13 protein-coding genes are annotated in these 14,064 nt (G+C 49.6%); 12 read left to right on the plus strand and 1 reads right to left on the minus strand.

Annotation, left to right across the window (positions count from 1 at the left end; all coding sequences use genetic code 11):
- Positions 1-181: 181 nt before the first annotated feature.
- From ACIS_RS02710 to ACIS_RS02750, 9 genes are all read left to right on the plus strand, one after another.
- Positions 182-1,744, plus strand: coding sequence for an aminotransferase class V-fold PLP-dependent enzyme (locus tag ACIS_RS02710; RefSeq protein ID WP_012880692.1), 1,563 nt, complete (start codon positions 182-184; stop codon positions 1,742-1,744).
- Between the two features lie 32 nt (positions 1,745-1,776).
- Positions 1,777-3,003 (plus strand): IscS subfamily cysteine desulfurase, encoded by a 1,227-nt coding sequence (locus ACIS_RS02715; RefSeq protein WP_012658969.1) that lies wholly within the window; start codon positions 1,777-1,779, stop codon positions 3,001-3,003.
- Between the two features lie 8 nt (positions 3,004-3,011).
- On the plus strand, positions 3,012-3,413 hold the full coding sequence (iscU, locus tag ACIS_RS02720) for a Fe-S cluster assembly scaffold IscU (RefSeq protein ID WP_010267658.1): 402 nt from the start codon (positions 3,012-3,014) through the stop codon (positions 3,411-3,413).
- A gap of 7 nt (positions 3,414-3,420) precedes the next feature.
- Positions 3,421-3,801: a HesB/IscA family protein gene (locus tag ACIS_RS02725; protein ID WP_238523232.1), complete on the plus strand. Its 381-nt coding sequence runs from the start codon at positions 3,421-3,423 to the stop codon at positions 3,799-3,801.
- Positions 3,794-4,243, plus strand: coding sequence for a Fe-S protein assembly co-chaperone HscB (gene hscB, locus ACIS_RS02730; protein ID WP_012880694.1), 450 nt, complete (start codon positions 3,794-3,796; stop codon positions 4,241-4,243). Before ACIS_RS02725 ends, hscB begins: the two co-directional genes overlap by 8 nt.
- Positions 4,231-6,039 carry an Hsp70 family protein gene (locus tag ACIS_RS02735; protein WP_012880695.1) on the plus strand — a complete coding sequence of 603 codons (1,809 nt, stop codon included), beginning with the start codon at positions 4,231-4,233 and terminating at the stop codon, positions 6,037-6,039. The genes hscB and ACIS_RS02735 overlap by 13 nt, the downstream gene beginning before the upstream one ends.
- Before the next feature lie 25 nt (positions 6,040-6,064).
- Positions 6,065-6,418, plus strand: a complete 354-nt coding sequence (locus tag ACIS_RS02740) for a ferredoxin family 2Fe-2S iron-sulfur cluster binding protein (protein ID WP_010264616.1) — start codon at positions 6,065-6,067, stop codon at positions 6,416-6,418.
- 33 nt (positions 6,419-6,451) lie between these two features.
- The gene (locus tag ACIS_RS02745) at positions 6,452-7,621 is read left to right on the plus strand and encodes a hypothetical protein (RefSeq protein WP_012880696.1); all 1,170 of its coding nucleotides are present in this window, start codon (positions 6,452-6,454) and stop codon (positions 7,619-7,621) included.
- A gap of 166 nt (positions 7,622-7,787) precedes the next feature.
- Positions 7,788-8,162: a cytochrome c-type biogenesis protein gene (locus tag ACIS_RS02750; protein ID WP_238523233.1), complete on the plus strand. Its 375-nt coding sequence runs from the start codon at positions 7,788-7,790 to the stop codon at positions 8,160-8,162.
- A gap of 103 nt (positions 8,163-8,265) precedes the next feature.
- Here the strand turns inward: ACIS_RS02750 and ACIS_RS02755 are convergent, their stop codons facing one another.
- A complete protein-coding gene (locus tag ACIS_RS02755; RefSeq protein WP_012880698.1) occupies positions 8,266-8,871 on the minus strand; it encodes a UbiX family flavin prenyltransferase in 606 nt (201 codons plus the stop codon).
- Positions 8,872-9,206: 335 nt separating this feature from the next.
- Here ACIS_RS02755 and gyrB point away from each other — a divergent pair, with 335 nt between their 5' ends.
- The 3 genes from gyrB (at position 9,207) to nuoG (ending at position 14,064) form a co-directional block, all read left to right on the plus strand.
- A complete protein-coding gene (gene gyrB, locus ACIS_RS02765; protein ID WP_012880699.1) occupies positions 9,207-11,588 on the plus strand; it encodes a DNA topoisomerase (ATP-hydrolyzing) subunit B in 2,382 nt (793 codons plus the stop codon).
- Positions 11,589-11,765: 177 nt separating this feature from the next.
- The gene (locus ACIS_RS02770; protein WP_012880700.1) at positions 11,766-11,981 is read left to right on the plus strand and encodes a hypothetical protein; all 216 of its coding nucleotides are present in this window, start codon (positions 11,766-11,768) and stop codon (positions 11,979-11,981) included.
- 7 nt (positions 11,982-11,988) lie between these two features.
- Positions 11,989-14,064, plus strand: coding sequence for an NADH-quinone oxidoreductase subunit NuoG (gene nuoG / locus ACIS_RS02775; protein WP_012880701.1), 2,076 nt, complete (start codon positions 11,989-11,991; stop codon positions 14,062-14,064).

Here is a 14,064-nt window from a genome sequence, read left to right on the forward strand (position 1 = left end):
TACCATACCGCCACAGCCATCTTGCAGGAAAAACCCACTTGACACGGGGTATATTATCCACTATCACTGTACACCGTGAAGATGCTAACTAAAAAGTTCCTTCTTACCAAGGGTTTTTTTAATCCTTCACCTAGCTCCGGTTGTTGCTTTTGCCACTACGCGCGTTTAGAGTGAGGCTGCCATGTTGATGACCACAAGGTTACGTTACGCTGTGATGTTCATGGTAGGGTTGCTCAACCAGGGGCAGCCGGGCGGTGCATTCAAGCCAAAAAGAGCCTCTTCCATAGCCGACAAGCAATCCCTCTCTGAGGGTTATTTGGAGAGGGTGATAACATCTCTGAAAAACAAGGGGCTAGTAAAATCGACTAGAGGACCGGGTGGGGGATACTCTCTTGGAATGCCCCCCGAGCATATAACGCTGGATTTACTACTGGACTCTGTTGGGGATAAGGTCAGAATGGTCAGATGCGGGAGCGAACGCGGGGGTTGCTTGCCGTTTCCTGGCGTAAGGTGTAACAGCCACAATTTGTGGGATGGCATCGAGAAGTATGTCATGCACTATCTGAAGAATACTTCCATTTTGGATGTGTTCAACAACAATCTCAGGGTCGTAAACAGCGATGACGGCTATATATATGCAGATTACAACGCGACTGCTGCAGTGAGCGCACAGGTACGACACAAACTGGGTAATGAGCTGCTGTTTGGAGGCTTTTATAATCCGTCTTCGGTGCACAGATTGGGACAAAAAACCAGGGGGGTTATTGAAGATGCGCGCAGAACGGTTGTAAACAAGCTCGATGCTGCGGGGTATGATGTAGTATTTACCTCCTCTGGCACCGAGGCGAACAATTTGGTTTTCAGGAGTAGCGCCGGATACGTGCATATTATCTCCGCCATTGAGCACCCTTCCGTGATGAACGCGGCGACGGATCCCATGGTGATTCCAGTCAATGGTTCGGGAGTAGTATCTCTTGATGCTTTAGATGGCATTTTGAGCTCGCTTGGCGGGAAAAAGGCCTTGGTTTCTGTCATGTTGGCTAACAACGAAGTGGGGACGATACAACCGGTTCAGGAAGTTGTAAAACTTGCGCGTAAGTACGGGGCTGTGGTACACACTGATATCGTGCAGGCTTGTGGGAAGATTCCAGTGAGCGTGCTCGGGTTGGGTGCGGATTTTGTCACTATTTCTTCACACAAAATTGGCGGGATACCTGGTGCTGGTGCACTGCTTTTTAATAGCAAAAACGTTCAAGTAGAACCCATGATATTTGGCGGGCTACAAGAGAGGGGTTTGCGCGCTGGTACGGAGAACGTGGTAGCGATTTGTTCCTTGTCCATAGCATTGGAGGATATACAAGCTTGTGTAGGTAGAATGTCAGCTGTAAGGCAAATGCGCGATCTATTGGAGAAAAAAATCAGTGAACTCGTGCCTGAATGCGTGATTTTTGGGCGCGATGTAGACAGGCTTCCCAATACTACGTGCGTTTCCATGCCTGGTGTTAGCAAAGAGCTCCAGGTTATGGGCTTTGACAGCCACAAAGTAGCGATAGGCGTTGGGTCTGCGTGCTCTTCAGGCAAACCCGGAGCCTCGCACGTGCTGTCTGCGCTTGGGGTCAGCGATGAATGTGCGCAGAGCGCTGTCAGAATTAGTTTAGGGCCTGGTGTGACCGAAGCTCAGGTTTGTAAGATCGCCGATTGTTGGTATGGAATCTATAATGGCTTTCGTATGACGGTTAACTAGGGCTCGTGTATGGTTAGTAGGAGGTTACAAGTATGACGGGGAGCAAGGGAGTACAACCTCCTGTGTTTTTTGATTACCAGGCTACCACTAGGGTAGATGACAGGGTGCTTGAGGTCATGGTTCCGTACTTTCGGCAGTTCTCCAACCCGCATTCGCGCAGCCATTCTTTTGGGTGGAGGGCTGAGTCTGCAGTGGAAGTTGCTAGGGAGCAAATTGCGGAATCAATAGGTGCGGACCCCAAGGAGGTTATATTCACCTCTGGTGCCACGGAATCTAACAATTTGGCCATAAAAGGACTGGCGCGCTTCTATAAAAACAAAGGAAATCACATCATTACTCTGAAGACTGAGCATAAGTGTGTGCTAGATTCGTGCCGCCATCTTGAGACCGAAGGTTTTGAGGTAACCTACCTTGATGTGCGGGGAGATGGCATATTGGAGGTAGACAAACTCGAGGCCGCAATAAGGGACGACACAATACTCGTGTCCGTCATGACGGTAAACAATGAAATAGGGGTCATCCAGCCCATCGGTGAGATAGGTAAAATATGCAGGAACAAGGGTGTGTTTTTTCACACTGATGCGGCCCAGGCGCTAGGCAAGGTGGCTATAGATGTTAATAGTATGAACGTGGACCTGCTGAGCATTTCTGGGCACAAAATATACGGTCCTATGGGGGTGGGCGCGCTGTATGTGCGCCGCCGCAACCCGAGGGTGCGCCTGGTGCCATTGCTCAGTGGGGGAGGGCAAGAACGTGGCATGAGGTCTGGTACTGTGCCGACGCCCCTGGTGGTCGGTCTTGGTGAGGCGGCTAAGATAGCTGTGCAAGAGATGGAAACCGAGAACGAGAGGATACGGGGGTTGCGGGACGTGCTTTACAACAAGATTAAGGGGGAGCTTCCCAATGTGGTTCTGAATGGGAGCTACTCCCAAAGGATACCGGGAAACCTGAATTTGAGCTTCTCTTATGTAGAGGGGGAGTCTGTCATTATGGCAATTAATGACTTGGCGGTGAGCTCAGGTTCCGCGTGCACTTCTGCTTCTTTGGAGCCGTCTTATGTGCTACGTGCACTTAATGTAGAACAAGATCTTGAACACTCATCCATAAGGTTTGGAATAGGTCGGTTTACCACGCTTGCAGAGGTTGAGTACGCAGCAGATTTGGTGATACGCAGTGTGCGCAAGCTGCGTGAGATGAGCCCTCTATGGGAAATGGTACAGGAAGGTACCGATTTGAAGACTATTAATTGGGATGCATAGGAGGATATATGAGCTACAGTGATGCCGTATTAGATCGCTGCAAGAATCCGCAAAATGTTGGTTCTCTGCCTAAAGATGATCTAAATGTTGGAACCGGGTTGGTTGGGGCTCCGAGTTGCGGAGACGTAATGAAGCTGCAGATAAAAGTAGATGAAAATGGCACAATAGTTGATGCCAAGTTTAAGACATTCGGGTGTGGGGCCGCGATTGCCGCAAGCTCGCTAGCAACAGAGCGCATAAAGGGCAAGACGATAGAGGAGGCGTGCATGCTGAAGAATACTGTTCTTGCGAAGGAGCTGTCTCTGCCCCCAGTAAAGATACACTGCTCTTTGTTGGCCGAAGATGCCGTGAAGGCCGCGGTGCACGATTATAAGAGCAAGCAGCAGATTGCCAAAGGGGATAAATGTTGAGGTGCTTATGGAGCTAAGCATTGAGCAAGGCAACTGGGGCGATGGCCTCTCTCCTATTGTTGTGACTGATGCAGCATGGCGTAGAATGAAGGAGCTGCTTACAGATAAGGGGGACCCTGATGTCGCGATTAGAATCCTTGTAAAGCAGAAGGGATGCTATGGGTTTAAGTACCATATCGAATATGCATACGGCGCCAGGCCGCTCGAGGTGAAAGTTGAAAAGGTGTTCGACGGGTTTAAAGTTGTGGTACTGATTGAGCCGAAGGCTATGATGTTCATCCGTGGTACTACGGTCGATTATTATAGCGACAGGTTGTCGTCCGGTTTTGTTTTTAAAAACCCCAACGAGAAGGGCAGATGCGGATGTGGGGATAGTTTTTATGTCTGAAAACTACTTTGCCTTGCTTGGTTTAGAAGTTAATTTTTTCATAGATCTCAAAACTATGGAGAAGAACTATGTAGCGATGCAAAGCAGCATGCATCCGGATTGTTTCTCTGATCCCGCAAAAAAAGAGTCTGCTGTTGTGCGCATAGCGGAGGTGAATGAGGCATATTCTGTGCTCAAATCCCCGTTAGCGAGGGCGGAGTATATTCTGGAACTCAATGGCACAAAGCTGCAAAATGAAGACCGGAACAACCTTGTGTCTGAGGTATTTGACATGTGTGATTCCCAGGATGCAGAATCTGCGATCACGTCAGAAATATCAAAATGTCAGGAACTTATGGGGAAGTTCTTCGAAATAGGTGACATGTACCAGGCTGCGCTGCAAGTTGAGAAACTTAAATACCTGAAAAAGCTAAACAAGAGCGGGGCCGCATGCAGCTGTTAGATATTACTGAGCCTGAAACGACGAAATGGGACGTTGCATTCGGAATAGATTTGGGTACAACCAACTCCTTGATCGCCGTTGTAGAGCATGATGGCAGCGTTAAAGTTTTTGAGGATCCAGCCGGGCGCTCTCTGATTCCCTCGATTGTTGAATATACCCGCGATGGAGCGGTCAAGGTGGGGCACGACGCGAATCCTTTGCGTGCTTTGCGCTCCACAAAACGCCTGATGGGCAAGCTCGCCAAAGATGTACACCACAGCCAATTTTGCGGCGCAACGGTTACAGATAAAAATGGCAGCGCAGCGCTTAGTATTGGCCAAAATAAGGTAGTAACGCCAGTCGAGGTTGCTGCAGAGGTGCTCAAGCGTCTTGTTGAGTTAGTCAAGAGCTGCACTGGTCAGGATGTTACACATGCTGTTATCACCGTTCCTGCGTATTTCGACGAAATTGCACGCAAGGCAACCAGAGATGCCGCTAGGATGGCCGGTATTGAGGTGTTGCGGTTGCTGAATGAACCAACTGCTTCTGCGCTATCGTACAAAGTTGAGCAGGCCGGTGATGCGGAAGTGTGCGTCGTGTACGATTTTGGGGGCGGTACCTTCGATGTTTCCGTGCTAAGGCTCCATGATGGGGTTTTTCAAGTACTGGCTACGGGGGGAGATACCAATCTTGGGGGAGATGACATCGACCAGTTGCTCGCAGAGCTGGTTGTGGCACAGTATGAAAGTTGGAAGCGTGAGCGGGTTTGTGGCGATCCGTACGCTGACGGCTTGGTGCTTGACGCCTGCAATGCCAAGAAGGCCTTGAGTGGGGGAAGTGGCGGTGCCTTCGAGTTTAGAATATGCGGTGATGTTTTTCGGTGCCATATAACTGATGCCGAGTTCACCGAGGTTGTAGATAAGGTGGTTTCCAAGACCGTGAAGATTTTGGAACAGACAATCTCCGATGCTGGGATCAAGCCGTGTGACGTTTCGAGAGTGATTTTAGTTGGAGGATCCTCCAAAATCCCCCGTGTGAAAGCCGCACTGGACTCTGTATTTTGCGGGAAGGTGTTCGATAGCGTCGATCCCGAGAGGGCTGTGGCCGTTGGAGCCGCACTTCAGGCGTATTATCTCTCAAATCCTGCTGCTACGGGCAGGAAAGTGCTAGTAGACGTTATACCCCTTTCTCTGTCCCTTGAGGTTATGGGAGGGGCCGTCGAAACCATAATACCTCGAAATACTCCGGTGCCGGCTCTTGTGACACAAGAGTTTACCACGTATACTGACGGCCAGACTGCTATACATATACATGTGTGTCAGGGGGAGCGAGAGATGGCCGATGCTAATAGGTCTTTGGCGAGGTTCGACATTGGGGTGCCTCCCTTACCTGCGGGTGAGGCTAGGGTGAAGGTGGAATTCAGAGTTGATATGGACGGTCTGCTGGTTGTGTCCGTCCGCGAGAAGTCTACTGGCTTGGAAAAGTGTGTAGAGGTGAATCAACTGGAGGGTATCACGCCTGCGGATGTGGAGCGGCATGTACTTAGTGCAGTGGAGAATTTTGATGAGGATATGATTGCTAGAGAGCTCAGTGCGGAGAGGCTAGAATGTGCACGCATTGCCGAGCTGCTGGAGGGGGCACTGGCTAGTGAGCGGTTTTCTGGAGTTATGCTACAGGAAGCAAACGATGCGCTGTCTGAGGCTAGGAACGCGATGTCCGGGTCAGACGCGAAGAAGATGCGCGACGTTTCCAGAAGGATTAAGACGAGATTTGTTGATTGTGTGGGGCAAGATGCCCTTTTACATGAAGAGAAATAGTAGCTACAATTTTCGGGGTTTGTGAATGCCGTCGGTGACTTTTGTATCTCAGAATGGAGTTGAGAAAACGTATGAGGCTCATGAAGGGGAAACCCTTCTTACGTTAGCGCACAGGAATAAGGTGGATTTGGAAGGTGCATGCGAAGGTTCGTTGGCTTGCTCCACGTGTCATTTAATCATTGATCCGGAGTGGTATGACAAGGTAGAGTTGCATAACGAGCTGTCTGATGAGGAAAACGATATGCTTGATTTAGCATTTGGTCTGACTGAGACGTCAAGGTTGGGATGTCAAATTGTTGTGACTAAAGAACTCGACGGACTGCGTGTCATGCTTCCTAGCGAGACCAGGAATGTATCCTTTGCTGAAAAAGAGGAGTAAACGGTCTGTGCGCGTTCTGTTGGTGGGGGATGTATGACTAAGGCAAAGTCGATTGGTACTGTACTGCTTGTTTTGGTATTCGGCCTCCTTGCGGGTGCTTATCCGGCTTCAAGGTGGCTTGCAAAACAGGTTTCTCTATCTGTTGTGGATGCTATGCGTGGTGCCGGGCATGGCGTATTTCCTGTAAAATCAGTCAGCTATGAAGATATTGAAATACGAGGGGTAATTCCGCGTCAGATCCTGCTGCAGAATTTTAAAGTGGATGTTGGTGGTGGTGTGTCAGTGGTAGCGACATCCCTATCGCTATCCTACGATGGGTCCAATAACATGTTTAACCTTGCATTGCCGGGTGGTAGCGTGCAGATATTAGGGCTGTCGCCAGAGGTGGAGGGTGAGTCTGGTGTGATAGAGTGCAAAACCAGCGCCAGCTACAGCGCGGTATTTAAAGAGAGCTTGCTGTTACAGGTGCTCAAGAAACTTGTACTCAGAAAGGAGGCTACGAATGAGGTAGTGAAGTTTACTTATTCTGACGAGGACGGGGTTGCCTGTTTTGATGCAGAATCTAACAGGTATGTATCTGTGTACGATAGGGCACATTTGTCTGTGGAAGATGATGAGCGTGCTTCTGAGGATGGTGAGCATGAATTTGCTGTCACTCTTAACTCAGAGATTGTGAGAGACAGGGACACCGATGGGTCAGGGGGCTTATTTTTTCAGGCAAAGGGTTTTTCCCTGTTGCAGTTGCGTGGGTCTGCAAAAGCTGAAAAGGTGTTACATGCCGATGTTGAACGTGTTGAGCTCCGTAGCGATGGGTTTGGCTTGGTTGTGCACGGCAATACGTCTTTGTCTGAGAGTTGTATGATGATTTCGCCTGCAAGGTGCAAGTCAGATCTGCATTTTGAGCTTAGAGGTTTCGCTGAATTTTCAAAATTTGTGTCTGATCTTGTCCGGCAAGCGGCGCGTCCTAGTAAGGATGAGGCCACTAGTGGGGCAGCTGGTGAAGTCAACTATATGGCGCTTTTTGAGGTCATCATCGATGCACTGAAGAGCGTCTCCTCGCTTGCTGATGGTGATATTGATGATACCATTACCTTTTCTGTGAAATCCGACGGCAACAACCTCACGATAGGGACTATGTCATTTATGGAATTTTCAGAGTTAGTCATGAATAAAATCAAAGAGGCCAAGATACCTGGGCTTTAATTGTTCGCCATGGCCGCTTAGGTGCGTCTGTTTTCAGTGGGGGGCTTCTCTCCTATAGTGTTTTTGTTGTATGCTGCTTGCATATTTCGTGATTTTGTTGTAGATAATAGCGTGCGTGTACGTGGTTTTGTCAGTGGCCAGGCTGCTTTTCTTTTTCCTTTTATGTATGCCCTTTCCTTGCTATGCCGCCTCCTTTGCACTTGATGCGGGGTTGGTACCTGGGGAGGTGGAATCTCGTGCCGATAAAATTTTCAGAATGACGAAGTGCCTGGTGTGCTCTGGGGAGTCACTGCGCGATTCGCAGGCCCAGTTTGCGGTTAATATGCGAGAGCTGATAAGGGGCGAGATTCTCAATGGTCGCACGGATGACGAGATATTGGCTGATCTTAAAGGTAGATACGGGAGGCAGATACTTAGCTTAACGCCTTACGAGGGGCACGCTCGGTTCCTGTGGGCCTTGCCCTTGCTCGCTCCCGTGGTGCTCGGCGCGCTGATGTTTGCAAAGCTGGTGCGCATTAGGGGTGGATCAGAGCGCGCGTGAAGCAGCAGCCCCTCCTTTGCTGGGTGCAGTTTCCTTGGTAGGCTATGCATTGTGTGGCTGTGGCTGAAGCATGGGTTGCGTGTTATCTCCGGGTGGGGGTTGGCTAGATTCCCTGCCACTCGCGTAACTCCTGCTGTATGTCAAACATGCCTAGCACTCTGTCTACCGAATTGTTTACTATATCGTCTAGCGATTCGGGGTGGTGATAAAACGATGGTACGGGCGGGGCGATTATTGCTCCCATCTCTGCCAATGATACCATGGTGCGCAAGTGCCCCAAGTGCAGTGGGGTCTCTCTGAGCATCAGTACGAGTTTTCTCCTTTCTTTTAGTGCCACATCTGCAGCTCTGGTTAGTAGGTTAGAGGTGACGCCGGTTGCAATCTCAGACATAGTGCGTACCGAGCATGGGGCTATGACCATCCCTGCGGTTTTGAAAGACCCGCTCGCTATCGAAGCGCCTACGTTGCGCACGTCATGGTAGTGCGTACAATAATCTGTGCACAATTGCTCCATCGTAAGTAAATGGCCGCACTCGTGCGCCATAGTTACCTTTGCCGCATCACTTACTACGAGGTGGACTTCATATTCGGACTGGCGCAACTTCTGCAGCATGCGTATGGCATATAATGCGCCAGACGCGCCACTGATTCCTACAATTATTCTTTTTACCATGGCCAGTTTGTGTGGTGTGCACCCTGAAAGGCCCATTCTAGAGCCTCACATCCCGGAGCACAATGCGTTTTTCTGGCGTATGGACCTTGGAAGCAAAGAAAATTTGCCCGCCGTAGAGCACATTTCGCGAATGCCTTCCGACCCAACCCGAAGGCAAATTCTGATTGAATGCATCGGGGTACATGGTTGCGTATCCGGATATACACACCTTTTTGTTGTCTAATGTGTTCATTGCTGCAACTCGCATTATAATGGCCAGATAGATGTTTTGAGTACTAAATATGTGCCACGTGTTCTCTATAGTGGATTGCAGTTTTACATTTATCGGATTTTTTGTATTATGGGGCGGTGGTTCTTTATAATGTGTCAGAATGGGTAGTTATAACGCGAGCGCGATAACCGTTTTGAGGGGCCTGGATGCGGTTAAAAAGCGTCCTGGTATGTATATTGGGGATACGGATGACGGCTCTGGACTTCACCACATGGCATATGAGGTCATAGATAACGCCATTGACGAGGCCCTGGCGGGGTTTTGCAACAAGATAGACATTGTGATAGCAGGCGATGGCTCCATTGCTATTACAGACAACGGCCGCGGCATTCCCATAGATATCCACGAAGAAGAAGGGGTCTCAGCAGCGGAGGTGATTATGACCCAGCTGCATGCGGGCGGTAAGTTTGACCATAACAGTTATAAGGTGTCCGGTGGGCTGCACGGTGTTGGGGTGTCTGTAGTGAATGCGCTCTCTAGCTGGTTGGAGCTCACAATTTGGAAAGAGGGCCGAGAATATTTCATGCGGTTTGAAAACGGGGCTGCTGTTTCCCCGTTGAAGATGGTGGGAGAGTGCGGAAGCAAGAAGGGTACAAGGGTGAGTTTTATGCCCTCTAGCGGTGTGTTTTCTCATACGGATTTTAGCTATTCTACCCTGGAGAACAGGGTTCGCGAGCTTTCTTTGCTGAATTCTAACGTGGTTATTACACTGAAGGATATGCGAGAATCTCCGGCTGTGGAGTCAAACTTTGGTAACAGTTTAGAGGAGGGCAGTAGCGGTACTGCGGCGTTTGTCGAATATCTTGACCGGAATAAAACTCCTGTGACTAAAGTCATTTCCCTTAAGGGCATGATGAGTGGCTACGAGATTTCTGTAGAGCTCTCCATGTGCTGGAATGACTCTTACTACGAAAATATGCTGTGCTTCACGAATAACATTCGCCAGAAAGATGGGGGAACGCACCTTGCCGGGTTCCGCTCGGCGCTGACTAGATGTGTCAACAATTACGCTACTAGCGAGGGTTGCCTGAAGAAAGCCAAGGTTGCCATCATAGGGGAAGATGTGCGAGAGGGGTTGACTTGTGTTCTGTCGATCAAAATGCCAGATCCCAGATTTTCATCGCAGACCAAAGATAAGCTAGTGAGCTCAGAGGCCAGGTTGGTGGTCGAGAGCATAGTGTTTGAGAAGCTTTCTTCCATTTTTGAAACCAATCCTAAGCTTGCCATGAGCGTCGTGGAACGGGTTATCAGGTCGGCAAAGGGTAGAGAGGCAGCTAGGAAGGCGCGTGAGGTCATCAAAAACAAGGGTGGGCTTGACTTTGCAGCATTGCCGGGAAAATTGGCTGATTGTCAGGAGAAATCCCCCGAGCTATCCGAGCTTTTTATAGTTGAGGGTAATTCTGCGGGTGGTTCTGCGAAGCAGGGTAGGGACCGTAGATACCAGGCGGTTCTTTCGCTCAGAGGTAAAATCCTCAATGTGGAGCGCGTCGGCCTGGATAGGATGCTTTCTTCGAGCGAAATTGCCTCACTCATCACGGCGATAGGGAGCAGTATAGGCATAGGCAGTTTTGACGTATCTAAGGTAAGGTATCACAAGATCATCATAATGACTGACGCTGATGTTGACGGCTCGCACATACGTACCTTGCTGCTTACTTTCTTTTTCAGATACATGAAAGACATAATAAGCGAGGGGTATTTGTATATAGCCCAGCCGCCGTTGTACAAGCTTACTAGGCATAGGAAAGACACGTACATCAAAAATGACGAGGCGTTGAGTGACTATATCGTGGGCAATGCAACTCGAAGCCTGGTGCTTAGCGGAGGGGCAGAGCACTCTGGTGCGGAATTGCAGTCCATACTGCGCAAGTGTATGCGCATCGCTAATGTGACTAAAGCGTATGCCAGGATGATCCCGCAAGAAGTTTTCGAATCGCTCATTGTGCAATACAAAAAGTGTGGCTTGGGCTCACCTGCAGACATGGCCGCCCATCTGAATCGTGTGTTCTCTGAATATCAGTGGAATGTCGAGATGTCTGAGGACGGAATGCTCACGATCTTAAGATTATCTCAAGGTATGGTTGACAAATACGCTATAGGTGCGGATTTTGTACACTCTCGAGATGTGCAGAACATTGTCAGCACGTTAGATGGTATAGAAGACATATTTGGAGCAGACACGACGCTGTCTGCGAAGGACTATCAGATGAAGGTGCGTTCTCCGTGTACGCTGGCCAGCAGTGTGGTGGAGTTCGGTCGTAAGGATATGGCGCTTCAGAGGTTTAAAGGTCTTGGTGAGATGAACGCAGACCAATTGTGGGATACCACGCTTAACCCCGAGACCAGGACGTTGCTTAAGGTCAAAATATCAGACTATGCCGCGGCCGATTCCATCTTCTCGGTGCTGATGGGTGATCTTGTTGAACCTAGGAGGGACTTCATTAACGATAACGCGCTCAGAGTCGAAAATATTGACTCATAAAGTTTTTTCAGGTGTGGTTGCCGCGTCTATGGCCTAGGTTGCGGGGATTATGCTCGGTCGCATTAGTTGGGGTATCTTTTAGTTTTACTTCCGCGCTATTTCCGGACCCATCTTGGTTATTGTTGTTGACGGGGTGATGTCACCTGATAGAATTACCCTGTTTTTAGGAGGTTTGTAATGGCAAAAGGTGGCAAGGTTGCTAAAACCGCTAGCAAAAATAACCCTAGCCAGCGTAAGAAGGGTAGCTACGCTAAGATGTATGCTGGAAAGTCGGTAAGGCCCGTAAAGTACGTTGATAGGGATAAGGGGCACGTGTTCATGGCGGCCCAGTTTGATGACGGTAATCTGGTCGAGGGTTCCGACGGGGTTCCAGTGCAATGGTCAAGCATATAGGGGTACGGTGGTCAAGGTAGTAGTAAACTCTACGGAAATAGAAGTGGGGGAGGGGGTTACTGTCCTCCAGGCGTGTGAGAGCGCCGGGGTCGAAATTCCGAGGTTTTGCTATCACGAACGTCTGGCCATAGCCGGAAATTGCAGGATGTGCCTGGTGGAAATTACCGGACAACCCAAGCTTGTTGCTTCGTGCGCCATGCCTGTGTCTGAAGGCATGGAGATAAGCACTGGCAGCGAAAGGGTGCGCAAGGCCAGAGAAGGTGTGCTTGAGCTACTACTGATAAATCATCCTTTGGATTGCCCAATTTGTGATCAAGGGGGAGAGTGCGACCTGCAAGATCAAGTTATGGGCTACGGGCGCGGTATCGGTAGGTATGATGAATGTAAAAGGGCCGTATCGAAAAAGGCATTTGGCCCCCTTATAGAAAACTCGATGAACCGGTGCATCCACTGCACCAGGTGTGTGAGGTTTCTGTCAGATGTTGCAGGAACATATGAGTTCGGCACCTTTGGCAGGGGGGAAAGCATGGAGATAGATTCTTGCATCAAGCAGGGTGTGCTTTCCGAGTTGTCTGGCAATATAATAGATCTATGCCCCGTAGGCGCTCTTACCTCAAAGCCGTATTCATTCAAGGCCAGGCCGTGGGAGCTCTCTCATTGTGACACGATAGACGTCTTAGATGCTGTGTGCAGCAATATCAGGGTCGACTCTCGCGGTCTTGAGGTCATGCGCGTTCTGCCGAGGCTGAATGAAGACATAAATGAGGAGTGGATTTCAGATAAAACGAGATTCTCGTACGATGGCTTGAATGTTCAGCGCCTGGATAAGCCTTATGTGAGAAAGCGCAATAAGCTTGTAGAGGCTAGTTGGGATAAAGCGCTTGGACTGGTTATGGAACGCTTCCGTAATACGCCGCCTGGTGGTATAGCCGCGATTTCTGGTGACCTGGCGGATTGTGAATCTATGTTTTTGTTGAAAAAGCTGATGTGCCACCATGGTAGCGAAACCATGGAATGCAGGCAAGATGGAGCTAAACTGCCGCCAAACCCCAGAAGTATGTACCTGTTTAATACGTCGATTGCAGGCATAGAAGAGGCAGACTTGTGCTTGCTGGTGAATGCGAACCTGAGGTTTGACGCACCCATAATAAATGCCAGACTGCGCAAACGATATCTGGGCGGCGGCATTGTTATTGCTGCTGCGGGATGTGGTTTTGACTACACATATGCGGTGCAGGATTTGGGGCGAGAGCTCAGCGTGTTACGGGATATTTACGATGGACATCACGAATTTTGCGGGGCTTTGCAGGCTTCAAAAAGGCCGATGATTGTGCTAGGGCAAGACGCGCTCGTTTCGGATGTAGGAGGGGAAGTATTGGAGCTGGCTGCCCGCATTGCAGAGAAGTTTAATATGGTTCGGGATGACTGGAATGGGTTTAATGTGCTTCACAGAGCGGCCGCTAGGGTTGGGGGGTTGGATATAGGCTTCCTTCCGAAAGATCCAAACAAAGTTGGAGTACGCGAGATTTTGCATAAGGCTTCCAGTGGCGATTTCCAGATGTTATATCTTCTCGGTGCGGATGAGATAGATCTCGGCCCCGTAAAGGACGCCAATCCTGCGCTCTTTGTGGTGTATCAGGGGCATCATGCGGACCGTGGTGCGCACATTGCGGATGTTGTACTGCCCGGTGCTGCGTATACGGAAAAAAGGGCCACTTACGTCAATACTGAAGGGAGGGTGCAAAGGACTGAGGTTGCGGTTCGCTCCCCTGGGGATTCGGTGGAGGATTGGATGATATTAAATATGCTGGCAGAGCGCGTTGGATGCGATTTTCATTATAGTTCAGTTTTTGACGTTTGGAAGGAGCTTGCGAGTGTTGGCGACCAGTTTAGGGAAGAAAACATAGGGAGCTTGGTTGCTGCAAAATGGTTCGCGCCTAGCAAAGGCGGTAAGCCGCGGTTGCCCGCATTGAAGGGGGAGTTTACTGTTGAGCGAAGGAATTTTTATATGACTGATCCTATAAGCAGGGCGTCTGCGACCATGGCCAAGTGTACTAAATTCTTCACAGAGAAAGCCTGCTGA

The organism is Anaplasma centrale str. Israel, from assembly GCF_000024505.1.
Classification (GTDB): Bacteria; Pseudomonadota; Alphaproteobacteria; order Rickettsiales; family Anaplasmataceae; genus Anaplasma; species Anaplasma centrale.

Coding starts and splice junctions, on each gene's coding strand:
- ACIS_RS02740 (WP_010264616.1), top strand. CDS start 6,065: ATGCCGTCGGTGACTTTTGTATCTCAGAATGGAGTTGAGAAAACGTAT.
- ACIS_RS02735 (WP_012880695.1), top strand. CDS start 4,231: ATGCAGCTGTTAGATATTACTGAGCCTGAAACGACGAAATGGGACGTT.
- gyrB (WP_012880699.1), top strand. CDS start 9,207: ATGGGTAGTTATAACGCGAGCGCGATAACCGTTTTGAGGGGCCTGGAT.
- ACIS_RS02755 (WP_012880698.1), bottom strand. CDS start 8,871: ATGGGCCTTTCAGGGTGCACACCACACAAACTGGCCATGGTAAAAAGA.
- ACIS_RS02715 (WP_012658969.1), top strand. CDS start 1,777: ATGACGGGGAGCAAGGGAGTACAACCTCCTGTGTTTTTTGATTACCAG.
- ACIS_RS02750 (WP_238523233.1), top strand. CDS start 7,788: ATGCCCTTTCCTTGCTATGCCGCCTCCTTTGCACTTGATGCGGGGTTG.
- ACIS_RS02725 (WP_238523232.1), top strand. CDS start 3,421: ATGGAGCTAAGCATTGAGCAAGGCAACTGGGGCGATGGCCTCTCTCCT.
- ACIS_RS02745 (WP_012880696.1), top strand. CDS start 6,452: ATGACTAAGGCAAAGTCGATTGGTACTGTACTGCTTGTTTTGGTATTC.
- iscU (WP_010267658.1), top strand. CDS start 3,012: ATGAGCTACAGTGATGCCGTATTAGATCGCTGCAAGAATCCGCAAAAT.
- ACIS_RS02710 (WP_012880692.1), top strand. CDS start 182: ATGTTGATGACCACAAGGTTACGTTACGCTGTGATGTTCATGGTAGGG.
- ACIS_RS02770 (WP_012880700.1), top strand. CDS start 11,766: ATGGCAAAAGGTGGCAAGGTTGCTAAAACCGCTAGCAAAAATAACCCT.
- hscB (WP_012880694.1), top strand. CDS start 3,794: ATGTCTGAAAACTACTTTGCCTTGCTTGGTTTAGAAGTTAATTTTTTC.